Origin of the sequence: Ruegeria atlantica, assembly GCF_013032505.1 — a bacterium.
GTDB classification, from domain to species: Bacteria; Pseudomonadota; Alphaproteobacteria; order Rhodobacterales; family Rhodobacteraceae; genus Ruegeria; species Ruegeria atlantica_F.
Window position 1 is genome coordinate 25,035 of record NZ_WQCG01000006.1, and the last position, 26,135, is coordinate 51,169.

Genomic DNA, 26,135 nt, shown 5'->3' on the forward strand with positions numbered 1-26,135 from the left:
TCAACTACCTCAGGCGCAGGGCGTTCAGGGATACGGTAATAGACGAGGTCGACATCGCCAAGGCCGCGATCAAAGGCGTGGCAAGCCCGGCAACGGCCAGGGGCACCGCGATGATATTATAAACTGTGGCAATCCGAAAGTTCTCGCGAATCCTTTTCGTCGCTTTGACGGCCGTGTCACAGGCATCTGCAATCGGCGAAAGGTCGTTACCCAGCAGCACGATGTCAGAGGCCACCCGCGCCGCATCCAATGCTGAGGCGGGCGAAATCGACACATGCGCCGCTGCAAGCGCCGCGGTATCGTTCAGCCCGTCACCGACCATCAGGACATGGCGGCCCCGGTCGCTGAGGTCCTGCACATGGGTGGCCTTATCCTGAGGCAGCGCTTCTGCAATCCATGATTCAATTCCAAGCTTGTCGGCCAGCGATTGAACCGCGCCCCGCGTATCCCCCGAAATCAGAACAACACTTTTTCCAGCGTCACGGAACGCATGCACAGCCTCAGCCGCGCCTGCGCGCAGCGAATCCGAGAATAGAAACGCAACCGGCGCCTGACCCGTAACTGCCAACCAGGCTGCCGTCTGATCACCCTCAGTTGCGCCAGTCCAACCGGCGCGCCCAAGGCGCACAGACTGTCCCCGGTAGGTACCTTCGGTCCCATACCCCGGAACCTCAACCACATCCTCGAGTTTGGCAGGTTCGATCCCGGCCTCTTTGGCGGATTTGGCAAGCGACACCGACAATGGGTGCGAAGACGCCTCGGCCAGTGCCAGCGCAACTTCGAGATTGCCGCGCGAATGATCCGCAAGATTAGTCAGTTCCGGTGTTCCAGAGGTTAGCGTCCCTGTTTTGTCGAAAACAACCGTATCGACCTCGGCAAGACGTTCCAGCGCCGTGGCATGTTTAATCAGCATCCCCTTGCGGAACAGCCGCCCCGAGGCCGCAGTGGTCACCGCAGGCACTGCTAGCCCAAGCGCACATGGGCAGGTGATGATCAAAACCGCCGCAGCGATGTTCAGCGCGGTTCGAATATCGCCCGAATAGATGTACCAACCGAGGAAACTGAGCGCAGACAGGATATGAACCCCCGGCGCGTAAAGCTTGGCTGCCTTGTCGGCCAGCGACGTGTACCGGGATCGACCAGATTCAGCGATGGCCACAAGATCCGCCATGCGGTGTAGGGACGTATCCTCGCCTACCGCCGTCGTCCGGACCGTCAGCGGGCCCGTCAGGTTGACTTCACCTGCGCTGACAGCAAGTCCGGCTTCGGCAAAGGCAGGCAAAGTCTCACCTGTCAGCAATGACCTGTCGAGTTCCGATTTGCCTGAAACGATTTCACCATCCACCGGCATCCGCCCACCGGGCCGAACAAGGACAAGATCACCGACAGCAAGTGTTGCAACGGAAACCTCTTCTTCAACGCCATCCACCAGACGAATGGCGCGCGGTACTTCCAAGGCTGTCAGCTCTTCTGCTGCAGATCGCGCCGCAGCGCGGGTTCGGTAATCCAAGTACCGCCCGGCCAGCAGGAAAAACGTCAGCGTCAAGGCTGCGTCGAAATAGGCATGTTTGCCACTTAGCGCGGTTTCCCACAGCGATGTGACCAGTGCCAACAGGATCGCCAGTACAATCGGCACATCCATGTTCAATCGACGGACGCGCAGGGCGCTCCAGGCATTTGCAAAGAAGGGTTGCGCCGAGAACGCAATTGCAGGCAGCGCGATGGCCGCCGAGATCCAGTGGAACATGTCCCGCGTCGCGTCGGTAGCCCCAGACCAGACCGATACCGACAACAACATTACGTTCATCGATGCAAACCCGGCTACCGCCAGTCGCATCAACAAATCGCGCCCGGCCTTGTCTGATTGGGTAGCCGACAAAGCGCCTGGGTCCAGCTCATGCGCCTCGTACCCCGCGCGCTCCAAAACCGGGATCAGGTCGGCGGCATGCGTCTCAGGCGCCGCTTTGATCATCGCACGTTTGAGCGTCAGATTGACCCGTGCATCATCGACCCCCGGATGGGCGTTCAGCGCGCGTTCAACATTCGCAATACAGGCCGAACAGTGAATGCCGGGCAAGGATAAGGCTATCTGCACATCCTCGGGAATGGGGCGTGCCGGTTCCGCCGGAGCTGCGATGCAACCGGGACACGCCGCCGTACCTGAGCTGAGCTGAGCGGTCATTCCCTACCCTTTCACATACAACGGAACCCGTTGCGCAAATTCGGCACCGCTGCTGTCTTTGGCCACTAGACGGATATTCCAGTTCCCTTTACCCAACGCCGCCGGTGCGGAGTAAGCGATGCCATCGAAAGTGAAGTCCGGCGTGAAATCCTCTTTCACATGCGTCGCCCGGCCGACAACCGCCTGCAACTCGGCCACCTGGACCGGCGCCCCTGTTTGGTCGTTGATGTGCAAGATCAGCAGACCGCCTTTGGTCTCGGCCCGGATTTCCCAACCCAGTGCCTGTTGCACTTTCAGGCGGTCGTTGAACTCCTGACTGGCGACGTAGGAGTTCTTGACCTCAAGCCCCGGAAAGGTTTTGACGGCGTTGTAGGCCAACAAAAGGTTCACTGATATGATCACCCCGAAAGCGGCGACAAAGATCGCCAGAAAGTGCTTTCCGGTAAATTGACGCTCGGCCATGTCAGTTTCCTCGTCCATTGAACGTCGTATCCTTGTAAGCACGTTCGCCGCTTTCCAGGTCTTCGATCCAGATTCGAACCGGTGTCGCGCCAGCAGCTGCCGGGTCCGTGTCTTTCGACGCTATGATATACACACGCTCTAACTGGGCAGTATCTGCCGTCACATTCACTGTATCAAGCGCGGTGCCCTCGATCACGATGCGCATTGCCGGATCACCAGACAGAGACAGCTTGAACAGCCGTTCCTCGCCATGTTTGTTCCGCAAGCGCACGTCATAAGTATTGCGGATCGTGCCATCGGACAGGGTGACAAAGGTCGGATTGCGCACCGGTGCCACAGTAACTTCGATGTCGGACCGAATGAACAGGGCAAACAGCAACCCAAAGCCGACCAGTGACCACAGGGCCGTGTACATGATGGTCCTGGGCCGCAGAATGTGTTTCCAGACATTCTTGGGTGGTTGCCCTGCCCGCTCATGCGTTTCGTCACTCAGCGCCATATAGTCGATCAGACCACGTGGTTTGCCGATCTTGGCCATCATGTCATCACAGGCGTCAATACACAGCGCACAAGTTATACATTCCAACTGCTGCCCATCGCGAATGTCGATCCCAACCGGGCAAACATTGACGCAGGCCATGCAGTCGATGCAGTCCCCAAGCTCGGAATCTGCAGTCCGTTTGCCTTTGCCGCGCGGCTCACCACGCCATTCGCGATACCCGACGACCAAGGTATCTTCGTCCATCATAGCGGCCTGAATGCGCGGCCACGGGCAGGCATAGATACAAATCTGCTCGCGCGCGAACCCACCGAACAGAAAGGTCGTGCCGGTCAAAATCAGTATCGTCGTGTACGCGATTGGATGAGCGTTACCGGTTACAAGATCGCGTGCCAATGTCGGCGCATCAGCGAAGTAAAATACCCAAGCGCCGCCGGTCGCCAGACCGATCAGAAGCCACGCGATCCATTTGGTCAGCCGCAAACGCGCCTTGCGAAGATCCAGCTTCTTTTGCCGATGCAGTCGCAAACGGGCATTTCGATCTCCTTCGATCCAGCGCTCTACAAGGATAAACAGATCGGTCCATACCGTCTGCGGACAAGCATAGCCGCACCAAACGCGCCCCAGCGCTGAGGTGAACAGGAACAAACCCAAGCCCGCCATGATCAACAGACCGGCGACAAAGTAGAATTCATGTGGCCAGATTTCGATCCAGAAGAAATAGAACCGGCGGTTTGCCAGATCCAACAACACCGCCTGATCCGGCAAGCTGGGCCCCCGATCCCATCTGATCCACGGGGTGATGTAGTAGATTCCCAACGTAACCGCGAGAATGATCCATTTCAGATTTCGGAACGGCCCGGACACGCGCCGCGGAAAAATGGGTTCTCGTGCGGCGTATAGGCTGGGTGCGGGGTCGGAATCGCTCACGGGCTGGCTCCAGATGTAGCTATATCACGGCGTCTTCTTCCAGATCATAAAGGTAGTCACTTTGACATGGGTCAAAAGCGCATCGTGCAGACACCTTTTGTCACATCCTATCAGTTTGCCGCCTGAGCCACCCAACAAAAGTTTTAGCGGCCGGACGCAAAGGAAAATCGCCTGTAACAAGGTGATATCCGCTATTTTCCGGTTCCCTAAACAGTTCAACGATTTGACCTGACGTGATGTCGTGTTCGACAAAATGCCGCGCCGTGACGGTTACGCCCTGCCCCGCGCGCAACCCTTCCAAAAGCAGATTGCCCGGCAGTGAAATCCGCCCGGCACTTGGCCCGTGCCCAACACCACGCCGGGCCAGCCAATTGGTCGCCTCGGTGGTGCCAAATTCCTCAAGCCACGGTAGTTGGCTCAGTTCGTCCGGCGTCCATGATGTTTTGTCACCAAGCAAATTGCGGGCGGCGACGATCACCATCGGGCTTTGCAGCAACAACTTCGAACGGACACCGGGCCAATCGCCCACACCATAGCGGATGGCCACGTCGACCCCGCCGGGGTCCAGATTGACCAGCGCGGGCGACGGATCCAACGCAAGCTGGATATCCGGGTGTTCAGCCTGAAAGGCAGGTAAGCGGGGCATCAGCCAGGACGCGGCGAAGGAAGATGTCAAAGAGACATGAACCGGGCGATCCTTTTTGGATTGCGTCAGTTCCGCCACTGCATCACCAATCGCGCCAAACCCAAGGTGCAACGCGCGGGCCAATTTTTCGCCTTCAAGTGTAAGAGTCATGGCCTTGCCGGACCGGTCCAACAAAGCAAGCCCAAGGTGTTTCTCAAGCGCGCGCAACTGCTGACTGATGGCAGCGTGGCTAACATTCAGTGAATTACCCGCCTCCACAACATTTCGTGTTTCAGCAAATGCAGAGAAAGCCCTGAGCGCGGCAAGCGGCGGCATTTCCAACCAGTTCATATGTAAGCCCTGATTACATATTGGAATGCTAATTGAGTCGCATTTTGCGGCCGGAGAATCAATCCTGATATCAGATGAAACAAAGCTCAGGAGAGGTCAGATGCTCTCAATCCTCGCACGAACATTCATGATCGCCACTCAGACAAATGAGCAGAGCAAAATGAAATCACCGGATCACAGCAACACACGCAAACAGCGTTGGTTGCCGGAAAACCATTGGTGGAAGGAATTCAAACGAGCCAGTTTTTCGCAATGCGATTAACAAACCAGATCCCGTGTCTGGACCGTCTTGGCAGTGGTTTGTAGTGTAGAGGCAGCACCGGCTGTTCAGGAAACGCGCGAACAGATGGAACAGCCGGTGCCTCAACCTTCGGACGGTGAACCGTCCGAAGGTATTCTTTTTCGGTTACTGCCCCCCACCCAATTGGTGGACATAGGCAGTCACCGCGCGGATTTGCGCATCGGTCAGGCGATTTTCCCATGGAGGCATCACACCAAAGCGGCTGTTGGTTACCGTTTCGGTCAGGGCTTCCTGGCTGCCTCCGTATAGCCAGATCGCGTCGGTCAGGTTTGGAGCACCCTGGGTGACGTCGCCCTTGCCGTCTTCACCATGGCAAGAGGAACAATTGTCCTCAAAGACGACCTTGCCAGCCTGCGCTGCCGCATCGTCCGTCTGCGCATTGGTCAGCGACATGACGTACTGTACGACCTGAGTGATCTCCTCTTTCTCGAGGATTTCGCCAAAGGCTGGCATTTCGGAATAGCGCGCGTCGTCGCTTTCCTCGTTACGGACACCATAGGCAATGGTGGTCTCGATATCTTCAAGCGAACCACCCCAGAGCCATGCGTCATCCAGCAAGTTCGGGAACCCCGGCGCACCTTGCGCGCCTGAACCGTGGCACTGCGCGCACCATGTCCGGAAAACCGCACCGCCCGCGTTGACCGCGTATTGCTGCAGCTCGGGATCCTTCGAGACGTCCCCCAGCGAGGTTTCAACCAGCTTGGCGTTCCAGGGAGCGTTGGCCTCTTCGAAAGAAACGATCTCTTCCTGCACCAATTCTCGGGAAGACCAGCCAAGAACGCCAGCAGTCGCGGATTGAACAAGCGGCCAGGCCGGATACATGATCGTGTAGATCACACCCCAGACGATCGTGACGTAAAAGGTCCACAGCCACCAGCGTGGCATCGGATTGTCGAATTCCTCGATGCCGTCCCAGCTGTGGCCTGTGGTATTCGGATCGCCCGGCTGTTTTTCAGGTATCTTGCTCATTGCCGCGCCTCCTTGGATGTGGCGGGTTTGTCGCCCCCACGGGGCGCAGCTGTTTCGTCACCCTTGAGGGGTGCTGGGGCATCTTCGTGCCGGAACGGGATGTTGGCGGTGTCCTTGTATTCCTTGCTGGAACCGGGGCGGAACACCCAGATCACGATGCCAACAAAGAAGGCAAACAGCAGCAACAGCATCCAACTATCCGCGAATTGCCTCAGGAATGTGTATTCTTCCATTACACCCTCCTTTAGCGGCTCGGGTCCGGGGTGAAGGTCGAGAAATCGACCAACGTTCCCAGCATCTGCAGGTATGCAACCAACGCATCGGCCTCGGTCAGCTCGGGCTGACCGTCGAAGTTACGAACACTGACCTTGTCACCGTACCGTTCCAGCAAACCGTCATAGTCGCTGTCCGGGTCGGCCTGCGCACGGAAATCCGCCTGCGCATTTGCCAGCATTTCTTCGGTATAGGGCGTGCCCACAACCGCATTCGCAGCCATGACGTCACCGATATACTTGCCGTCGATCTTGCGATGCTCGAGGAAGCCATACTTTGGCATCACCGATTCCGGCACCACAGATTGCGGATCACGAAGGTGATCCACGTGCCACTGGTCGGAATAGCGACCGCCCACGCGAGCCAGATCAGGTCCGGTACGCTTGGACCCCCATTGGAACGGGTGGTCGTACATCGACTCGGCCGCCAGCGAGTAGTGGCCATAGCGTTCGACCTCGTCCCGCATCGGGCGGATCATTTGGCTGTGGCAGGTGTAGCAGCCTTCGCGGATGTAGATGTCACGGCCCGCCATTTCGAGAGGGGTGTAAGGACGCATGCCCTCCACCTTCTCGATGGTGTTCTCAAGATAGAACAGCGGGGTGATCTGAACGATGCCACCGATGGTCACGACCAGAAAGCTGAAGATCAGCAGGAGGGTCGCGTTGGTCTCGAGGATCTTATGTTTGTCGAGAATTGCCATTGCTCCGGCCCTCCTTATTCAGCCGGGACCGCGACGGTCAGGCTGGCCTCTTTGGCCGGCGCTTTCCGCACAGTCATCCACAGGTTGTAGCACATGATCACCGCGCCAGCGACGAACATGACGCCACCCAAAGCACGCACCACGTACATCGGGAACTTGGCAGCCACGGTGTCGGCGAACGAATTCACCAGGAAGCCGTTTGCATCTACTTCACGCCACATCAGACCTTCCATGATACCGGTGACCCACATCGACGCGGCGTAGAGCACGATGCCGATTGTGGCGAGCCAGAAGTGCCAGCTGACCATCTGCAGTGAATACAGACGCTCACGTTTCCACAGGACAGGCACAAGGAAGTACAGCGCACCAAAGGTGATCATGCCGTTCCAGCCCAGCGCCCCGGAGTGCACGTGACCAATGGTCCAGTCGGTATAGTGCGACAGCGAGTTCACGGCACGGATCGACATCATCGGCCCCTCAAACGTGGACATGCCGTAGAAGCCGACCGAGATCACCATCATCCGGATAACCGGGTCGGTACGCAGCTTGTCCCACGCGCCCGACAGGGTCATCAGACCGTTGATCATACCACCCCAGGACGGCATCCACAGGATAATCGAGAACACCATGCCCAGCGTCGACGCCCAATCCGGCAGCGCGGTATAATGCAGGTGGTGCGGACCGGCCCAGATATACAGGAAGATCAGCGCCCAGAAGTGGATGATCGACAGCTTGTAGCTGAATACCGGACGCTCGGCCTGTTTCGGAATGAAGTAGTACATCATGCCCAGGAAGCCTGCGGTCAGGAAGAAGCCGACGGCGTTGTGGCCGTACCACCACTGGATCATGGCGTCTTGTACGCCCGACCAGACGATGACTGACTTCGAACCCCAAACGCTGACCGGGATGGTCATGTTGTTGACCAAGTGCAGCATGGCGACGGTCACGATGAACGCCAGATAGAACCAGTTCGCCACGTAGATGTGGGGCTCTTTCCGTCTGACGATCGTACCCAGGAATACGGCCAGATAAGCCACCCAGACGATGGTCAGCCACAGGTCAACGTACCATTCGGGCTCGGCGTATTCCTTAGATTGGGTCCCGCCAAGAACGTAGCCGGTCGCGGCCAGTACGATGAACAGCTGATAGCCCCAGAACACGAACCACGCCAGATTGCCGCCCCACAAGCGCGCGGCGCTTGTACGCTGGACCACATAGAAAGACGTCGCGATCAGCGCGTTACCACCAAAGGCAAAAATCACAGCCGAGGTGTGCAACGGACGCAAACGGCCAAAGTTAAGATAACCCTGCGCCCATTCGAAGTTCAGCGCCGGAAAGGCCAACTGAAAGGCGATGAAGGTACCCGCGATGAACCCTACGACACCCCAAAAGGCGGTTGCGATCACGCCATAGCGGATCACGTCATCCATGTACTCGGCCGAACGGTCGACGAGGATATCTGGCTCATCTGTATTTCTCAGCGTCCAGATGAACAAACCACCGGCGATCAGCATCACCAGAATTGCATGCACCTGATACGCCAAATCGCGTGCGTAATTGGTTCCGATCGCCGCGAATATCGCGATCAGACCAAGCACGATCAGCTTGATGTAATTTGACATATTGCGTCCCTTTGCCATGCCCCGCGCGATTCTTATTTGTCGCGGAACCCTTTTGACTGGCCGTTGTTTTGTCGGACAGCGGCCAACCTCGCTTTGATCTGTATCAAGACAATAGCCCGAAATCTGTGACAATCCTAAGCCTTAGACTGAGTTGCATGGCCGCATGCCACTTAGCCCTGAAGACAAGAGGTCAAAATGGCGTACAAATCTCTTCTCACAGTCGTAACGGACTCGGGACAATCACAATCAGCCTTGGCGCAAATAGTTGCACTGGCAAATGCACAGGATGCGCACGCCGAAGCACTGTGCCTTGGCGTCGATCGCAGCCAAGCGGGCTATTATTACGCAGGCGCAAATGCTCTGGTCCTGCAAGAAACGCTGAGCCGTGCCAACGCAGACGCCGACGAACTGCTTACGCAAACTCAGGATTACATGGGCAAATCCGGTATTCGCTGGTCTGCCGAAAGCGGGGTCGCTCAGATCGCCGATATCGGTCGACACGTGGCGCATCGTGCCCGGTTCTCGGATCTGGTTGTCCTGCCCAAACCTTATGGCAAAGACCGCAGCGCCGAGGCCGAACCAATTGTCGAAGCCGCTATGTTCGAGGGTCACGCGCCAATTCTGGTCACACCCGACAATGCAGCGCCGTTTGAGCGCCCCGGTACTGTGTTGATCGGGTGGAATGAAAGTGTCGAAGCCATGCGCGCCATCCGATGCGCCCTGCCTTTCCTGATACAAGCCGATCTGGTTCGGATTGTCGTCATCGACCCGCCGCGCCACGGCCCCGACCGCTCTGACCCCGGTGGATTACTGTCGCAGATGTTGGCCCGTCATGGGGCCAAATGTGAGATTGATGTGCTCAGCAAAACCATGACCCGTGTCTCAGACATCCTGAACAGGCACGCTGCCGACTGCGAGGCGGACATGATCGTTATGGGTGCATATGGCCATTCAAGGTTCCGCGAAGCCATTCTGGGTGGTGCAACCCGCAACATGCTGGAACAAGCCTCAGTCCCAGTTTTTCTGGCACACTGACCGGACGTGTTTCCTATTCAGGGCCATCCGTTTAGACGGATGGCCTAGGCGCGTTTTATGAGACCAATCACAAACAACAGTATGACCGCGCCGATGGTTGCGAAGAGTATTGACGAAAACACGCCACCGCCAACCGAAAAGCCCAGCGCCGGGAAAATCAGACCTGCAAGAAAGGCGCCCACGATCCCGACTATGATGTTTCCGATCAGGCCGAACCCGCGGCCTTCCATAATTTTTCCCGAAAGCCACCCGGCGATCGCACCGATGACCAGCATTGCCAAAATGCTACTGAATTCCATGCCTTACTCCTGCGTGGTTCATTCACGGATTCAGTAAATCACGGCTGCAGGCAGCAGGATAGGCTTAAATCAGAAAGCCGCCATCCGAGTCGTCGCCGGCCTCGTCCATCAGACGCCGCATATCGGGGATCGTCACGTGGCGTTTGCCTTCCAGTTCAATAATGCCCTCTTTCTTCAGGGCCGAAATCTGGCGGCTTACGGTTTCAAGTGTCAGTCCCAGATAATCCGCCATGGCCTCCCGCGTTAACGGAAGATCAAATACGATCGGGCCGGGTTTTGCTTTTGGCACAATCGAAGCGTCGCGCCGTGCAATAATCGACAGCAGGCTTGCAATCTTTTCACGCGCCGTCTTACGCCCCAGCACCAGCATCCACTCGCGCGCGGCATCCAGTTCATCCAGCGTCATCTGAAGCAGCCGGTGCGCAATATGGGGCGTGTCGTTCATCAGTTGTTCGAATGGCTTCTTGCGAAAGCAGCACATGACCAGATCAGTTGTGGCCTGCACATCATAAGGCGCAGAATCACGGCCCGGCCGGCCTACGAAATCGCTGGGCAGCAACAGGCCAACCATCTGGGTTCGCCCATCTTCCATCGTCTGGGTCAACGAGGCGATTCCCGACACGACAGAGCCTACAAAGTTCATCTGATCACCCGACCAGATGACTGTCTGACCAGCTTCGAAGCTACGGTAATACTTAATGCCTTCAAGCTCTTCCAACTCATTGGCATCACAATGCGCACAGACGGCGCGATGCCGAATGGGGCATTCGGAACAATTGGTATGATCAATCTGTGCTTTTAGCATCGTTCGCGCTTTCACTTGATCTCAGTCAAGGTTTCGTAGACGGCCGTGCCTTAACGGTATCGCTATGATAGTGAAACCGCAATTATCAAAGCTTGGACTATTTGACGCGAAAGTCCCGCGTTATACAAGCTATCCCACCGCCCCGCATTTCAGCAACGATGTGGGGCCAAGTCTTTTTGGCGACTGGATTTCCGGGATCAAACCAGGCAGTTCCGTGTCGCTGTACGTCCACGTACCGTTCTGTCGCAGACTGTGCTGGTTCTGCGCCTGTCGCACGCAAGGCACCCAAACCGACAACCCGGTGATCGCCTATGTGGATGTCCTGAAGGCCGAGCTGGACCTGCTGGCCGCCCATCTTCCCGAGGGGGTGACTCTGTCGCGCCTGCATTGGGGCGGTGGTACCCCCACCCTGCTTAACCCCGATCTGATGCGCGATCTGGCGGCCCGAATTCTCGAAGTTGTGCCCTTGGGCCCCGATGCCGAATTCTCGGTCGAAATCGACCCCAATGAGATCGATGAAGCCCGTCTGGACGCATTGGCCGAAGCGGGCATGAACCGCGCTTCTGTCGGTGTGCAAGATTTTGACGACGATATCCAGAAAACCATCGGGCGTATTCAAAGCTACGACACCACGCGTCAAGCCATCGAAATGATCCGGGCCCGCGGTATCGCAAGCCTGAACGCCGATATTCTTTATGGCCTGCCACATCAGACCAAGGCAAAGATGACTGAGAGCGTACAGAAATTGTTGTCGCTCAGCCCGGATCGAGTGGCGCTGTATGGATACGCCCACGTGCCGTGGATGGCCAAGCGGCAACAGCTGATTCCGACTGACGCCCTGCCCACACCCGAGGACCGCCTGGACTTGTTCGATACGGCCCGGCGCCTTTTCTTGTGGGACAATTACGCCGAGATCGGGATTGACCACTTTGCCACGCAAGATGACGGTCTGACCCACGCACTGAACGCAGGAAGGCTCAAGCGCAACTTTCAGGGCTACACTGACGATCAATCTGACGTTCTGATCGGTATCGGGGCCAGTTCAATATCGCGGTTCCCGCAAGGCTACGCCCAGAACGCACCGGCCACATCGGCGCACACCAAGGCGATCCGCGAAGGTCGGTTCTCAATATCGCGCGGGCACTTGTTCAAAGGTGAAGACGTCCTGCGCGCGCGGTTGATCGAAGCGTTGATGTGCGACTTCCGCATTAGCACGGCCGAGATTCTGCGCGACCACGACATCACCGCCACCGAATTGCAGGGCATGTATGAGGCCGCTGACGCAACCTTCGACGGCTTACTGAACGTTTCGGAAGACGGTCTGTTCATCCCGCTCGAGGCGCGCGCACTGACAAGAATGATCGCACGCAGTTTTGACGCATATGACCTGAGCAAGGCGGGACACAGTTCGGCGATCTGACGCTTCGACAGGACAGGACTTGACGTGAAGGGTAGGTTTTCCCCACACTCAACGGGCGGGTGGTAATCCGCCCGCGCCTGAGGCAGGCAGAATATCAGACAGTCCGTGCCGGCGCATTCGCGTTCGACAACCCTTTTCGTGCAGCCGTTCTGCAACTTGAAAGAGGGACAGCATCCATGCGCGTTTTTACCGTCCTCGGCCCCAGCCAATCGGGCAAAACATCTCTGGTCGAGGCCATCAGCCGCCTTGATGGCCGGCCAACCACATTCGACGTATCCGGAACCGTGCATTTGCACGGTTTTTCTTATTTGGGCGAACCCTGGTGTGCCATCGACGTGGATGGCGGCGGCGACACGCTGGCTTATGTCGGACCGGCTATGGCAATCTCTGACGCCGCTGTCGTGGTGGTACCGCCTGATCCTGATGCTGCCGTTCTTTGCGCCCCTTATCTGCGGCTGGTGGAAGAGGCAGGCATCCCCTGCTTTCTGTTCATCAACCGCATGGACAGCCCCAATGGCCGCATCCGTGACATCATCGCCGCCCTGCAAACCTATTGCACGCACCACATCGCCCTGCGGCAGGTTCCGATCCGCGATGGTGAGGCAATCGTCGGCGCAGTCGATCTGATTTCGGAACGGGCATGGAAGTATCAGGAGGGGCAACCCTCGGCCCTGATCGAACTTCCCCAGTCCGTCGAAGACCGGGAACAAGAAGCCCGGACCGAATTGCTGGAGACGCTTTCGGATTTTGATGATCACCTGCTGGAACAACTGATCGAGGACAAGCAGCCACCCAGCGAGGAGATCTTCGATTTGGCCGCGCAAGTCCTGCAGAACCACCAGTTAATCCCGGCCTGTCTTGGATCGGCAAGCCACGGAAACGGGCTAACACGTTTGATGAAGGCACTGCGCCACGAAGCCCCCGAATTCGATATCGCTGCCGGGCGGGACGAAGCCGCCGAAGACGCACGTGCCATTGCCGGATTCGCGGATGTCAAAAAGCATATCGGAAAGATCATCGTCCTGCGCGGTCTTGGCAAAGGCGTCAAAGCGCATGAAGCCCTAGGCGGGGAAACGGTTGGTAACCTGACGACACTGGATGCCAAGACCCAAATCCCGGAACTGGAAGCTGGACAAATAGGGCTGGCCGTCAAATCCGATCACCTAAACCCCGGAAACGTTTATGACAGCGCCGAAGCGACTGCGTTGCCCGAATGGGCGTCCTCGCACCCAGCAGCCCATCGACAGGTTGTTTCCCCAGCCCATGAGCGCGACGATGTACGTCTGTCCAACGCGTTGTCTCGTCTGGTCGAAATCGACCCCGGTTTACATCTGGAACACGACGAACTAAGCGGCCACGCCGTTTTGGGTTCCCAAGGACCACAACATATGCGCCGCGTCAGCGCCAAACTGGCCGAAGACTTCGGGATCGAGATCGAGACAGAAGCCGTCGAAACAGCCTATCGCGAGACTATCCGCGCACCCTTCGAGCATCGCCATCGCCACCGCAAGCAATCCGGCGGCGCGGGTCAGTTTGCCGATGTGGTGATCTCGATCGCACCCGCACCGCGCGGGGCCGGGTTCGAATTCAATGAAATCGTCAAAGGGGGCGCTGTACCCAAAAACTATATCCCGTCGGTCGAACACGGTGCCAAGGATGCGTTGGCCCAGGGACCCGAAGGGTTCCCGGTTGTGGATGTCAAAGTCACCCTAAGCGACGGCAAGCACCATAACGTTGACAGTTCAGACTATGCGTTCCGCACGGCGGGCAAGAATGCTGTGCGAGAGGCGTTGCCGCAGGCAAAGCCGGTGGTTCTGCAACCCATACTCAACGCCGAAATCCACCTACCCTCGGATTTCGTGGGCGATCTGGTGCCGACAATCAGTTCGCTGCAGGGGCAGGTGTTGGGTTTTGAAGGCAATCCGAACGCCTCGGGCTGGGAGATATTCAACGCCCAGCTTCCGGCCGTGGCCGAGGACGAGTTGCACCGCACCCTAGCCAGCGCTACGCGCGGTACCGGTTGGGTTAAACTGCAATTCGATCACTACGAAGAGCTTCGCGGACCAGTTCCAAAATCCGCCTCTCGTGAAAAAGCCAGCGCTTGAAACTTTGAGGCGGGCTGTCTTCAGCCCGCCGCCGCAATCAGCTCGCGGGTGTAATCCGTCTGCGCGTTTTCAAACAGGTCATCGGCCGATCCCATTTCGATCACGTCACCATTTCGCATGACGATCACGTTGTGCGACATGGCGCGCACGACTTTCAGATCGTGGCTGATGAACAGATAAGCCAGCCCGTATTTCCGCTGAAGATCGCGCAGCAGATCGACGATCTGCACCTGCACCGTCATATCCAGGGCACTGGTCGGTTCATCCAGAACCAACAGCTTGGGCCTGAGGATCATAGCGCGCGCAATTGCGATACGCTGTCGTTGCCCGCCTGAGAATTCGTGTGGGTAACGGTCCATCGCGGCTGGGTCCAAGCCCACCTCAATCATCACTTCGGACACCAGCTCGCGTGGCGAGCGATGCGGATCGACTTTGTGGATCGCCAACCCTTCGGCAATGATCTGCTGGCAGGTCATCCGCGGGCTGAGGCTGCCGAACGGATCCTGAAACACGATCTGCATGTCCTTGCGCAGCCGCCGCAACTCTCGCGTCGACCATCTGCGCACGTCCTGATCGCGGAACGTTATCCCACCTTCAGACGCAATTAATCGCATGATCGCCAGCGCCAGCGTTGTCTTACCCGATCCACTTTCGCCCACAATACCCAGGGTTTCACCGGCGCGTACACTGAGCGTGGCATCATTCACGGCCTTCACATGGCCAACTGTACGCTTCAGGAAGCCGCGCTGAATCGGAAACCAGACTTTCAGATGATCGGTGCGCGCAACCTCTTCGGCATCGGGCGCTACGGGATCGGGATGACCAGAAGGTTCCGCCGCCAGCAGCTTACGAGTGTAAGGGTGTTGCGGGTTGTCAAAAATCTCGAGCGTTGCACCCGACTCGACAATCTCGCCGTCCTTCATAACGCAAACGCGGTCCGCGATGCGGCGCACGATCCCCAGATCGTGTGTGATGAACAGCATCCCCATGTTCTCGGACTTCTGAAGCTCGGCCAGAAGTTCGAGGATCTGCGCCTGAATGGTAACATCCAGTGCTGTCGTCGGCTCATCCGCGATCAGGATATCGGGCTTGTTGGCAAGCGCCAGGGCGATCATGACGCGCTGGCGCTGCCCGCCTGACAACTGGTGCGGATAGCTGTCTAAACGTTCCTCGGGGTCGCGAATCCCAACCTTCGTCAGCAACTCGACAATCCGGTCGCGCGCCGCGTCGCCGGTCAAACCCTGGTGCAGGGCCAGCGACTCCGCCATCTGTTTCTGGATCGTGTGCAGCGGATTAAGCGAGGTCATCGGCTCCTGAAAGATGAAACTGATGTCGTTGCCGCGCACATCCATGAGCCGCTGCTCGGATGCGCCGATCATCTCTTGCCCATCATAAGTGACCGAGCCTTCGACTATTGCGCTTTCACCCAGCAAAGACACGGTCGACAGTGCAGTAACCGATTTACCTGACCCGGATTCGCCTACCAGAGCAACCGTTTCACCCCGGTCCACGGTAAAGGACACACCTTTAACCGCAGCGCTCACCTGCCCGTCCTGCCGGAACGAGACCTTGAGGTTGTTCACATCCAGCAGGCTCATGAGAACGTCTTTCTGGGATCAAACGCATCGCGGACGCCTTCGAAGATGAAGACCAGCAGCGACAACATGATGGCAAAGGTGAAAAAGGCGGTAAATGCCAGCCAAGGGGCCTGCAGGTTCTGTTTGGCCTGCAAGGTCAACTCTCCCAGTGACGGGGCCGAAGACGGAAGGCCAAAGCCGAGGAAATCCAGTGAGGCCAGACCACCGATGGTACCCGTAACGATGAAAGGCATGAAAGTCAGCGTGGCGACCATCGCGTTTGGCAGCATGTGACGGAACATTATCGTCATGTTACCGACGCCCAGCGCACGGGCTGCGCGCACATATTCCAGATTTCGCGCCCGCAGGAATTCGGCACGCACGACGCCCACAAGCCCGGTCCAACTGAACAGGATCATCAGCGCCACCAGCAGCCAGAAACTTCGGCCCAGAATGGCGAACATGATGATGATCACGTAAAGCGATGGCGTTGCTGACCAGATCTCGATGATCCGTTGGAAAATCAGGTCCAGCCAGCCGCCGAAAAAGCCCTGAATGGCCCCGGCGAATATGCCAATCAGACTGGCCACACCCGTGACCATGAGTGTGAACAGAATCGAAAGGCGGAAGCCATAGATCACGCGGGCCAGAACGTCGCGCTTGGTGTCGTCCGTGCCCAGCAGGTTTTGCCCGTTGGGTGGCAATGGCGCAGCGCCCGGCCGGTCAACGCTGGTGTTGAACGAATACGGGATCAGCGGCCAGATGGACCAGCCGCGCTCGAACCCTTCGGCCTGAAAAGTCCCGGCTTTGATCTCATCGATGATCCCCTCGGGGTCGTCGAAACAGTCTTCAATACCACCGCTGTCGATCAGGCACTGGACCTCGGGGTCGCGATAGATGGCTTCGGTCTGGAAATCTCCGCCAAACTCGGTCTCAGGGTAGAAGTTGAAGATCGGCGTGTAGAACTCGCCCCGGTACTTAACGAGGATCGGTTTATCGTTAGCGATGAATTCGGCGAACAGCGACAGGCCAAAAAGAACCGAAAAGATCAACAGCGACCAGAACGCGCGTCCGTTACGCCGGAAATTGCGCCAGCGGCGTTGGTTAAGGGGGGAAAGTGCCATTTACCCCTCCCGCTTTTCGAAGTCGATGCGCGGGTCGACCAGCACATACATCAAGTCGCTGATGATGCCGACAACCAGCCCCATCAGGCCAAAAATGAACAAGGTGCCGAAGATCACAGGGTAGTCCCTGGCGACTGCAGCCTCGAACCCCAGACGGCCAAGTCCGTCGAGCGAGAAGATCGTCTCGATAATGATCGACCCCCCGAAGAACACGCCGATGAAAACAGCAGGGAAACCTGCGATCACAATCAGCATCGCGTTGCGGAACACATGGCCGTACAAAACTTTGCTTTCGCTCAGCCCCTTGGCGCGGGCGGTCATGACATATTGTTTTTTGATCTCGTCCAGAAACGAGTTCTTGGTCAACAGCGTCAGTGTCGCAAAAGCTGAGATCGTCAGTGCGATGATCGGCAACGCAATGTGCCAGAAATAGTCGACGATCTTGCCAAACAGGCTGAGACTGTCCCAATTGTCCGAGGTCAGCCCCCGGAGCGGGAATATCTGCCAATAAGATCCACCGGCAAACAGCACCAGCAGCAGGATCGCAAACAAGAAACCGGGGATTGCGTAGGCAACAATGATCGCGCCACTGGTCCAGGTGTCGAATGTCGAGCCGTCCCTGATCGCCTTGCGAATGCCCAGCGGGATCGACACCAGATAAGCGATTAACGTCGACCAAAGGCCCAGCGAAATCGAAACCGGCATTTTTTCCAACACCAGATCAATCACACTGATCGAGCGAAAATAACTCTCACCAAAGTCCAGCGTCAGGTAATTGCCCATCATGTCGAGGAATCGCTCGACCGGCGGTTTATCGAAACCGAATTCCTTCTCCAGTTCCTCAATAAACTCTGGCGGAAGGCCACGCGCACCGATGTAGCGGTCGTTTGTGCCACCGGTTTGTTGCTCGATATCACTGCCGCCGCCGGCAATCCCTTCGAACACGTCTCCGCCGCCTTCCATCTGGGCGATAATCTGTTCAATCGGACCGCCGGGAACAAACTGAACCAGCGTGAAGTTGACGATCATGATCCCAAGCAAGGTTGGGATGACCAGCAACAAGCGTCTAAGAATATATGCTCCCATGGGGGCGGATTACCTCAAGGCGCCAGTGGATTTCAACTCGGCTTCTTTTTCTTCATTGATCCACCAGAGGTCTTCGACACCCAAAGCATAAGGCGGCAGGTTTTCCGGGTATTCGTACATATCCCAGTAGGCAACCCAGTGTTTACCCAGATACCAAGTGGGAACCATGATCCGCTTGGCGCGCAGGACGCGATCCAGCGCCCGAACGTTGGCGAACAGCTCTTCGCTGTCTTCGGCGGATGCGATGTTGTCGATCAGCGGTTCGATGTCCGGGCCATGCACACCCGACGGGTTGAAGACCGAGTATGAGGCCGCTTCGGTTCCGAATTGCTGATACAACCCTGTCGACGGCTGCAGCGACCTGGGGTACCCGCCAACAATCATATCGAAATCACGGTCCCGGCGGCGCAGGGTGAACTGGGCGTTGTCCACCCGGTTGTAACTTGCATCAATCCCCATTGCCCGCAAATTAGCGACGAAAGGTTGAATGAGCCTGTCCAGCGTTGGCTGGTCGGACAGAAATGCAATGGAAAGCACCTCGCCCTTGTCGTTGCGGCGAATGCCGTCATCCCCTACGAGCCAGCCAGCTTCGTCCAACAGTTTCATCGCCTTGCGCAAGTTGCCACGGTCATTTTGGCGGGCGGCCCGGGATTCGTGCGCTGAGACCGGTTCCTCGGTCAGGATGGCGGGATCCAGCGCGTCGCCCAGCTCTTGCAACACCTCGAGCTCGCGTCCTTCGGGCAAGCCGGTCGCCTCAAGATGCGTTCCTTCCCAGAAAGAGCTGCGCTGCTGGAATAATCCATATTGTAGGCTCTCATTTGTCCATTCGAAGTTATACGCCAGCTGAATAGCTTCGCGAACACGAGGGTCCTGAAACTTTGGCCGGTCAAGGTTCATGATGAAGCCCGACGCCGTCGGCACATTTCCATCTGCCAGTTCAGCCCGCACCACAGAGCCATTCGCAATTGCCGGGAAATCATAGGCCGTTGCCCAACTTTTTGAGTTGTTTTCCTGTCGAAGCGTAAATGTACCCGCCTTGAACCCTTCCATCGCAGCAATGGAGTCGGCGAAATACTCGACGCGGATGGTGTCAAAGTTGTTGCGGCCCACGTTCACATTGACGTCATCGCCCCAATAGTCGGGGTTACGTTTGTAAACGATGCGTCGGTTGATGTCATAACTGTCCAGAACATATGGCCCCGAGCCGATGCCCGGATCCAACCGAGACTTGTCCAGTCGACGATTTTCGGGATCTTCTTCGAACCACTTCTTTGAGAAAATCGATGTGGCCCCAACTTGGGAAATCCGGCCTCTGCGGGGGAAATCTGGCGAGAAGTAGAACTTTACACGATGGGTATCCAGCGCCTCGGCCTTGGGAATTCGTTGGCGAATTGCGTCGGCATAGGATTTCAACCCCTGGTCCAAAAGCAGATTATGGGAAAACACCACGTCCTCAGCCGTCACAGGAGTGCCGTCAGAAAACCGCGCCTCGGGGCGGATATTGAAGATTACCCACTCATAACTCTCGGGGTATTCGAGACTTTCGGCGAGTAGGCCATAATATGCTGCTGGTTCGTCATAAGACGGAATCAGCAGGCTTTCATAGTGATCTGCTGATCGCGCACCTGCCCGGCCCTGCCGAGTATATGGGTTAAAACTGTCGAACGTGCCTTGCGCCGCATAGGACAGCTCGCCACCGCGTGGCGCATCCGGGTTCACATAGTCAAAATGCGCAAAGCCTTCGGGGTATTTCAGATCGCCGAATTCCGAAAATCCGTGTGATTTGATGATCTTTTCTTCAGCAAACAGCTGTGACGCAGCAGCAGCACACAACAACGCCCCCAAAGCCAGTATGTGAAATATGCGTCCGAAATCCCTTGTTCGCGCTAAAGCGGTAACTCGATTGGATTTCATGTTGCTCATCCCCTGGTCGTTGACGTCTTAATATTGTTTGCGCCAGCTAAAAGACCAGCACTGCCTGTTTCAAGTTTAGACTGCGTGAACACTTTGTGAAGATTTACTTAGACAAAAAATAAAGCCGCTGCACGGGGCAGCGGCTTTCGAATACGTCTCAACTGAACGGAAAATCAGTTGATTGTCTGCAGATAGGCAATCAAATCTGCCCGGTCTTGCGGTTTTTTCAGACCGGCAAAGCTCATGGAAGTACCCGAGATATATGCACTTGGGCGCTCGAGGAACGCGTCCAGCGCTTCGGGTGTCCAATTGCCACCATGCGCCTGCATCGAGGCTGAATAGCCTGTGAAACCTTTGGCCGAAGCGACAGGACGATCCACGATTGCATACAGGTACGGGCCGGTTCCGTTCGCGCCATCTTCCAACTTGTGGCAAGCGGTACACTTACGGAAGACTCTGGCACCTTTTTCCGGGTCTGCGGCAGCCAGCATATCTTCGAACACCACTTCTTCGCCGTCAGCGCTTTCACCAGAGCTTTCGGTTTCGATAATATACGAGGCTGTCTCGCCATGACCATCTGCGTGGTAAAGACCTTCGGCGCCCCATTTGGCCAGAAGCAGCACCAGGAAGGTGCCAAACAGGCCTGCAGCGGCCTTGGTAACTGTCATCGTGTCGAACATTGATCGCGAGTCCATTTCAGCTGTCTGCGGGGTGTCTAAGGCTTCCCCTGACAAGAGGCAAGGTATAGACACCGCGACTAAACGCCCAATTATCGAACTTGTTGCACGGAATCGACCAAATGACCAAACGTATTGCATTTCAGGGTGAACCCGGTGCCTACAGCCACGAGGCCTGCCGCAATGCCCGCCCCGGCATGGAGGTCCTGCCCTGCCGAACTTTCGAAGATGTGATCGAATCGGTGCGCGCGGGCGATGCCGAACTGGCGATGCTGCCGGTTGAAAACACTACATATGGACGGGTAGCGGATATCCACCGCTTGCTGCCTCACAGCGGGTTGCACATCATCGAAGAAGCGTTCGTGCGCGTTCACATCAACCTTCTTGCCGTGCCTGGGGCCAAGCTTGAGGATGTCACCGAGGCGCATTCGCATTTGGTTCTGCTGCCGCAATGCGCCGGTTTTCTGAAAGAGCACAACATCAAAGGGCGCGTCAGCCCCGACAATGCTCGGGCCGCGCGCGAGGTTGCAGAGCAAGGCGAGGTACACTCAGCAGCATTGGCCAGCGAGTTGGCAGGCGAGATTTATGGTCTGAACGTTCTTGCCCGGAATATCGAAGACCGCGACAACAACACCACGCGCTTTCTGGTGATGTCTAAGCAGGCCGATACGACCCGCCGGGGTGAACACGGCATGATCACCAGTTTTGTGTTTCAGGTGCGCAATATTCCAGCCGCGCTTTATAAGGCAATGGGCGGATTTGCGACCAACGGCATTAACATGACCAAGCTGGAAAGCTACATGATCGATGGTTCGTTCACCGCGACCCAGTTTTACGCCGATATTGTGGGCCACCCGGACGACCGGAATGTTCAGCTGGCTATGGAAGAGCTGGAACACTTCACCACCAACGTCGAGATTTTGGGTGTTTACCCGGCCGCTCAACCGCGGGGTTAAGGCGTCTGGGCCTCAGGTCAGGGAATAGCTTTTGCACCGGGCACCGTCGTGCTGCCGGTAATCCACAAAACCCATCGCTGAACAATAGGCCAAACCTTCGGTGTTTGTGGGCGATATGGTTGCGTCAATGGCTGAAAGGCCACTTTCCTGCGCCGCCAAAAGCGTTGCGCGAAACAGGGCGCGCCCGACACCGCGTCGGGCGGCAGACGGGCGGATATGAGTTCCAATGACGCCCCACCCGACGGGTGCGCCGTAAGGGTTGTTTTCTATCGCCCGTTTCAGCGACTGAAATCCCAGGGCCTGATCGCCCTGAACGGCCACGGAACACCTTATTCGATCCGGGTCGGCCACGTAATGCTCCCGGGCGAAATCAACGTCACAGCGTTTATTGCGCTTTCCTGCCGCTGCGATATCTTGCAACACATCCGAGATACCCTGAGCATCCGTTAAAACCGCTTCGCGGATTGTTATGCTATCCATCTCGCTTCCTTCACAACTTCGGGCCGTCAGCCACCATGAATGTGGCGTTGTTCCATTTCCCGTGCGAACTCGGTCAGACGCATCTGAAACTGCCGACGAAATCTGGATTGCCCAAGCCTGAGCGATTGCAAAAGTAGCCGTGCAGGCAGGGATTTGGCCGAAAGGGACATATCGACGCTCAGACGTGTACGGCGTTGGGAAAGCGCCAAAAGCTCGACCGTCGTGATCCCATTCATCCCCTTACTTGTGGCTTCGAACCGCATCAGCGAAGGCGGGTCGCACTCGGCCATTTGTACGGAAATCTGACGCGGCTTTCCGCGCAGCCTGAATTCCGTCTCCCAACTGGTGCCCGGAACAACGCCCATGTCGCCCGACATCCGCCGCACGTCGATCCCTCGCCGCATTGCGATCCGTTCGAAACGGTCAAAATCGGCCACCATTTCGAACACCGAGTTGATGGGAGCTTCGATATCTTCGCGCACTGTAAACTGCATTGTGGTTCGGGGTTCTCTCGCTTTTCAGCTCAGTATTTTGTCAGTCCAACGTATCCGCAAGCCAGTTTTGCAAAAGAAAGTGCGCAATCGCACCCTTGCGGGCGGGCAGCAAAACGGGATGTTCACCCGCAAAGGCCTGCATCATCTCGGATTTGGTAACCCACATTGCATCTTCGATTTCAACCGGGTCGATGGTGATATTTCGCGACAGCGCCTCACCGGCGCAGCCGAACATCAACGAAGCCGGAAACGGCCAGGGTTGGCTGGACAGGTAACTGACCCCACCTACGGGCACCCCGGCTTCTTCCATGACTTCCCGCCGGACCGCGGCCTCAAGCGTTTCACCTGGCTCAACAAACCCAGCCAGCAGCGAATACATCCCTTCCGGCCAGCCCGGCGAACGCCCCATCAGAACGGAATCGCCGTGGGTAATCAACATGATGACGACCGGATCGGTGCGCGGAAAATGCTGTCCGCCGCATGACGGACAACTGCGTTGCCATCCGGCCTGTACCAGTTCACTGGCTGCGCCGCACCGGGCGCAAAACCGATGCGTTTCGTGCCAGCCGATCACCGCCTTAGCCGTGGCCGCCAACTCGGCGTCGCGTGTTGACAAACGTGTCATGATCCGGCGCAGTTCGGCAAAGACATAGCCGCCTGGCAACTCGGGGTGCTGTTGCTCTGTTTTGTCGATAAAAGCCCCGACACCGGACACGTCCAGCCCATCAGCCGTCCAGCCCGAAATATCAGACGCAAACACCGGCGAGTCGTCTGACAACCCCAGAAAAACGGGTTGCTCGACGGCCCCCCCTGGCCCGCTTTCGACCAGATTGTGCGACATTGCGATCAACCCCAGCTGATCCAGCGCATCACCCTGAACCAGAACCTTGCCGTGCCATAGCAGCAGGCATTTTGCATCCGGATGGGTCCGCGCGCGTGCGACCGAATCTGCATCACCACGAATATGCGCCGCGCGATCCAGCCCCGAGCCACCAAACGTCACATATTCTGCATTTTTCATAAGTTATCCTTAGGCTTGTCCGCACAGGGCTGCCATGTCGGCCAAGCGGTTGCAACGGTAATTCACGTCCAAAATCATGGTCCGGCTTCGAATGGGCGCAGCTATTCCTTGCATTTCGGGTTGATTAACCTTTTTGTTGAAAATGACTAAGATAAAACTGCCAAAAGTAGAAATTTGAAATCTTCCCTTCCTCTGCCTTCGCAGACCGTGCGGGTCCGGATTCTGGCCACTACGGATCTTCACATGAACCTGAGAAGTTTTGATTACTACTCTGATGCCCCTGAACCCACGATAGGTCTGACTCGAACCGCAAGCCTGATCCGGGAAGCGCGGGCGGAAGCGCGGGCGGAAGGCGCAATCGTTCTGCTTTTTGATAATGGCGATTCGCTGCAAGGAACACCGATTGGGGATCTGGCCGCAGACCAACCGGATGAGCCACATGTGCTGATGCAGGCCTTTGGCTTGCTGGAATATGATGCGATCGGGTTGGGCAATCACGATTTCGGGTTCGACAGAAAAGTTCTGGACCGCATCCTTTCGCAGGCACCCTGCCCGGTGGTTTGCAGCAACGTTAATCGGTTGGGCGACAACACCACCTGGAAGAAGCAGGCGGTTCTAACTCGCCAAGTTGAGATCGAGGGGCACCAAGAATCAATAACGGTTGGCATATTTTCGGTCGTGCCGCCGCAGACTCGGAAATGGGAATCTCATCGGCTGGACCAAGATGTCTGGATAGATGACATCTTGCCCTGCGCACAGGAAATGGTGTCCAAGCTTATGTCCTGCGGCTGCGACGTGATCGTCGCGCTTGCCCATACCGGGCTGGGGTCTGCCGACGCCGCGCCCAATCTGGAAAATGCAATCATCCCGCTTGCCGCTATTGAGGGTATCGACGCCATCATTGCCGGGCATACGCACTTGACCTTGCCTGGGAAATCTCATGCTGGGTTGGAACACGTCGATGCAGCTAGCGGGATGGTACATGGCACACCTGTAGTCATGGCGGGATCTGCCGGATCATACCTTGGTGTGATTGATCTGAAACTGACCTCCACGCAGGAAATGGGCTGGTCGGTCGCAGCGCAATGTTCTGAGTTGCGCCCGATAGCCGGTTCCAAACCGCCTCCCGAAGACCCGTCGCTGGTGGCGCTGTTTTCAGATGCGCATTCCACGACGCGCAAACGGGCCGAGGAACCGATTGGACATACGGATCAGCACCTGCACAGCTATTTCAGCTTTTGTGCCAAGGATCACGGGCTTGCAATAGTGGCTGCCGCGCAAGCTTCGGCGGTGCGCCGAAAGCTCAAGGGAACACCGCAAGAAGCTTTACCCTTGCTGTCCGCTATTGCGCCTTCGAAATTCGGTGGTCGCTCCGGGCCTCGGTTTTATTCAGATATTCCGGCAGGCGTGATGCGGATGCGGCACGTGGCCGACCTGAACATATTTCCAAACGAACTTCGCGCGGTGGAGCTAACAGGAGAGCACATCAGGGATTGGCTTGAAATGTCGGCAGGGGTCTTCAATCAGATAAAGCCGGGCGCGCAAAACGAATTGGTCAATCCTGACAGGGCCGGGCACAATTTCGACGTGCTGTTCGGGCTAAGCTACGTGATCGACCTGAGCATACCACCGCGGTTCAACGCGAGCGGAGGAATTGAGAATCCAGAAAGCTGGCGCGTCTCGGACATTCGTTTCGACGGATGCGCAGTGGCGGCAGAACAGCGTTTTGTCGTTGCATTAAACAACTATCGGGCCAGCGGTGGCGGGCATTTTCCGTTCATCGACGACGCCGAACCCATCAACGTTCCGGCCCTGCCGATCCAACGCGCGTTGAAGGACCATCTGTCTGGTGCGCAACCTTCAGAATCGTTGGGCCAGGGTCCCTGTCCTTTCAGCTTTAAACCTATGCCTGGTTCGTCTGCCCTGTTAAAGACCGGCCCAAAAGCACGGTTTCACATCGCAGAGATTGCCGAGTTCCACCCAAAGCTGGCCGGAACAGACGCCGAAGGGTTTCTGCACGTTCAACTCTCACTGTGACGGGTTGTCATTTCCGCGTGCCTTCCCTATATCGAAATTCGAGAGGTTGGCGCGGGCGAGCGCCTCGCCAACCTGGTCAGGTCCGGAAGGAAGCAGCCACAACGAGCCCCGCTTGGGTCGATGTCCAACCTCTCACTTTACTCAGACAGGTAGCCACAGGAGGGCTTTTATGATTGTAGCGAAAACCCTTC

Annotated in this window: 23 protein-coding genes and 1 other RNA gene; 6 read left to right on the forward strand and 18 right to left on the reverse strand. The window is 57.0% G+C overall.

Going from position 1 to position 26,135, the window contains the following annotated elements:
* Positions 1 to 4: 4 nt before the first annotated feature.
* The 8 genes from GOW92_RS18855 to ccoN all read right to left on the reverse strand — a co-directional run bounded on the left by GOW92_RS18855 (position 5) and on the right by ccoN (position 8,914).
* A complete protein-coding gene (locus tag GOW92_RS18855) occupies positions 5 to 2,182 on the reverse strand; it encodes a heavy metal translocating P-type ATPase (RefSeq protein ID WP_170563299.1) in 2,178 nt (725 codons plus the stop codon).
* Positions 2,183 to 2,185: 3 nt separating this feature from the next.
* Positions 2,186 to 2,644: a FixH family protein gene (locus GOW92_RS18860; protein WP_170563761.1), complete on the reverse strand. Its 459-nt coding sequence runs from the start codon at positions 2,642 to 2,644 to the stop codon at positions 2,186 to 2,188.
* A 1-nt stretch (position 2,645) separates the two neighbouring features.
* Positions 2,646 to 4,073 (reverse strand): cytochrome c oxidase accessory protein CcoG, encoded by a 1,428-nt coding sequence (ccoG, locus tag GOW92_RS18865; protein WP_170563302.1) that lies wholly within the window; start codon positions 4,071 to 4,073, stop codon positions 2,646 to 2,648.
* Positions 4,074 to 4,173: 100 nt separating this feature from the next.
* Entirely contained in the window at positions 4,174 to 5,049 is an 876-nt protein-coding gene (locus tag GOW92_RS18870) for a LysR family transcriptional regulator (RefSeq protein WP_170563304.1), read from the reverse strand.
* Positions 5,050 to 5,455: 406 nt separating this feature from the next.
* Positions 5,456 to 6,319: a cytochrome-c oxidase, cbb3-type subunit III gene (ccoP, locus tag GOW92_RS18875; RefSeq protein WP_170563306.1), complete on the reverse strand. Its 864-nt coding sequence runs from the start codon at positions 6,317 to 6,319 to the stop codon at positions 5,456 to 5,458.
* Positions 6,316 to 6,552: a cbb3-type cytochrome oxidase subunit 3 gene (locus GOW92_RS18880; protein WP_170417052.1), complete on the reverse strand. Its 237-nt coding sequence runs from the start codon at positions 6,550 to 6,552 to the stop codon at positions 6,316 to 6,318. Before GOW92_RS18880 ends, ccoP begins: the two co-directional genes overlap by 4 nt.
* Before the next feature lie 11 nt (positions 6,553 to 6,563).
* A complete protein-coding gene (ccoO, locus tag GOW92_RS18885) occupies positions 6,564 to 7,292 on the reverse strand; it encodes a cytochrome-c oxidase, cbb3-type subunit II (RefSeq protein WP_170417054.1) in 729 nt (242 codons plus the stop codon).
* A 14-nt stretch (positions 7,293 to 7,306) separates the two neighbouring features.
* Positions 7,307 to 8,914: a cytochrome-c oxidase, cbb3-type subunit I gene (gene ccoN / locus GOW92_RS18890; RefSeq protein WP_170563309.1), complete on the reverse strand. Its 1,608-nt coding sequence runs from the start codon at positions 8,912 to 8,914 to the stop codon at positions 7,307 to 7,309.
* Positions 8,915 to 9,109: 195 nt separating this feature from the next.
* Between ccoN and GOW92_RS18895 the strand changes: the two genes are divergently transcribed.
* A complete protein-coding gene (locus tag GOW92_RS18895; RefSeq protein WP_170563312.1) occupies positions 9,110 to 9,949 on the forward strand; it encodes a universal stress protein in 840 nt (279 codons plus the stop codon).
* Positions 9,950 to 9,993: 44 nt separating this feature from the next.
* Here GOW92_RS18895 and GOW92_RS18900 read toward each other — a convergent pair whose 3' ends face one another.
* Positions 9,994 to 10,248, reverse strand: a complete 255-nt coding sequence (locus GOW92_RS18900) for a GlsB/YeaQ/YmgE family stress response membrane protein (protein ID WP_170563315.1) — start codon at positions 10,246 to 10,248, stop codon at positions 9,994 to 9,996.
* A gap of 64 nt (positions 10,249 to 10,312) precedes the next feature.
* Positions 10,313 to 11,053 (reverse strand): transcriptional regulator FnrL, encoded by a 741-nt coding sequence (gene fnrL, locus GOW92_RS18905; RefSeq protein ID WP_170563319.1) that lies wholly within the window; start codon positions 11,051 to 11,053, stop codon positions 10,313 to 10,315.
* Between the two features lie 64 nt (positions 11,054 to 11,117).
* Here fnrL and hemN point away from each other — a divergent pair, with 64 nt between their 5' ends.
* Positions 11,118 to 12,473, forward strand: a complete 1,356-nt coding sequence (gene hemN / locus GOW92_RS18910) for an oxygen-independent coproporphyrinogen III oxidase (RefSeq protein WP_170563322.1) — start codon at positions 11,118 to 11,120, stop codon at positions 12,471 to 12,473.
* Positions 12,474 to 12,649: 176 nt separating this feature from the next.
* A complete protein-coding gene (locus GOW92_RS18915) occupies positions 12,650 to 14,578 on the forward strand; it encodes an elongation factor G (protein WP_170563325.1) in 1,929 nt (642 codons plus the stop codon).
* 20 nt (positions 14,579 to 14,598) lie between these two features.
* Here the strand turns inward: GOW92_RS18915 and GOW92_RS18920 are convergent, their stop codons facing one another.
* The 5 genes from GOW92_RS18920 to GOW92_RS18940 all read right to left on the reverse strand — a co-directional run bounded on the left by GOW92_RS18920 (position 14,599) and on the right by GOW92_RS18940 (position 20,959).
* The gene (locus GOW92_RS18920; RefSeq protein ID WP_170563329.1) at positions 14,599 to 16,176 is read right to left on the reverse strand and encodes an ABC transporter ATP-binding protein; all 1,578 of its coding nucleotides are present in this window, start codon (positions 16,174 to 16,176) and stop codon (positions 14,599 to 14,601) included.
* Positions 16,173 to 17,279, reverse strand: a complete 1,107-nt coding sequence (locus GOW92_RS18925; protein WP_170563332.1) for an ABC transporter permease — start codon at positions 17,277 to 17,279, stop codon at positions 16,173 to 16,175. The genes GOW92_RS18920 and GOW92_RS18925 overlap by 4 nt, the downstream gene beginning before the upstream one ends.
* Complete coding sequence (locus tag GOW92_RS18930) at positions 17,280 to 18,365, reverse strand: microcin C ABC transporter permease YejB (protein WP_170563335.1); 1,086 nt, start codon at positions 18,363 to 18,365, stop codon at positions 17,280 to 17,282.
* A gap of 9 nt (positions 18,366 to 18,374) precedes the next feature.
* Positions 18,375 to 20,279, reverse strand: coding sequence for an extracellular solute-binding protein (locus GOW92_RS18935; RefSeq protein ID WP_254453089.1), 1,905 nt, complete (start codon positions 20,277 to 20,279; stop codon positions 18,375 to 18,377).
* 173 nt (positions 20,280 to 20,452) lie between these two features.
* Positions 20,453 to 20,959, reverse strand: a complete 507-nt coding sequence (locus GOW92_RS18940) for a c-type cytochrome (protein ID WP_170563764.1) — start codon at positions 20,957 to 20,959, stop codon at positions 20,453 to 20,455.
* Positions 20,960 to 21,078: 119 nt separating this feature from the next.
* Between GOW92_RS18940 and GOW92_RS18945 the strand changes: the two genes are divergently transcribed.
* A complete protein-coding gene (locus tag GOW92_RS18945; RefSeq protein WP_170563341.1) occupies positions 21,079 to 21,912 on the forward strand; it encodes a prephenate dehydratase in 834 nt (277 codons plus the stop codon).
* 12 nt (positions 21,913 to 21,924) lie between these two features.
* Here the strand turns inward: GOW92_RS18945 and GOW92_RS18950 are convergent, their stop codons facing one another.
* From GOW92_RS18950 to nudC, 3 genes are read right to left on the reverse strand one after another with little or no spacing between them, the layout of a single operon-like run.
* Positions 21,925 to 22,392: a GNAT family N-acetyltransferase gene (locus GOW92_RS18950; RefSeq protein ID WP_170563344.1), complete on the reverse strand. Its 468-nt coding sequence runs from the start codon at positions 22,390 to 22,392 to the stop codon at positions 21,925 to 21,927.
* A 26-nt stretch (positions 22,393 to 22,418) separates the two neighbouring features.
* Positions 22,419 to 22,886 carry an SRPBCC family protein gene (locus GOW92_RS18955; protein ID WP_170563347.1) on the reverse strand — a complete coding sequence of 156 codons (468 nt, stop codon included), beginning with the start codon at positions 22,884 to 22,886 and terminating at the stop codon, positions 22,419 to 22,421.
* Between the two features lie 40 nt (positions 22,887 to 22,926).
* Positions 22,927 to 23,907 (reverse strand): NAD(+) diphosphatase, encoded by a 981-nt coding sequence (gene nudC / locus GOW92_RS18960; protein ID WP_170563350.1) that lies wholly within the window; start codon positions 23,905 to 23,907, stop codon positions 22,927 to 22,929.
* Positions 23,908 to 24,081: 174 nt separating this feature from the next.
* Here nudC and GOW92_RS18965 point away from each other — a divergent pair, with 174 nt between their 5' ends.
* Both GOW92_RS18965 and ffs read left to right on the forward strand, forming a co-directional pair.
* A complete protein-coding gene (locus GOW92_RS18965; protein ID WP_254453090.1) occupies positions 24,082 to 25,944 on the forward strand; it encodes a 5'-nucleotidase C-terminal domain-containing protein in 1,863 nt (620 codons plus the stop codon).
* Positions 25,945 to 25,983: 39 nt separating this feature from the next.
* Positions 25,984 to 26,082: signal recognition particle sRNA small type (gene ffs, locus GOW92_RS18970), an RNA gene on the forward strand.
* The last annotated feature ends 53 nt before the right edge of the window (positions 26,083 to 26,135 follow it).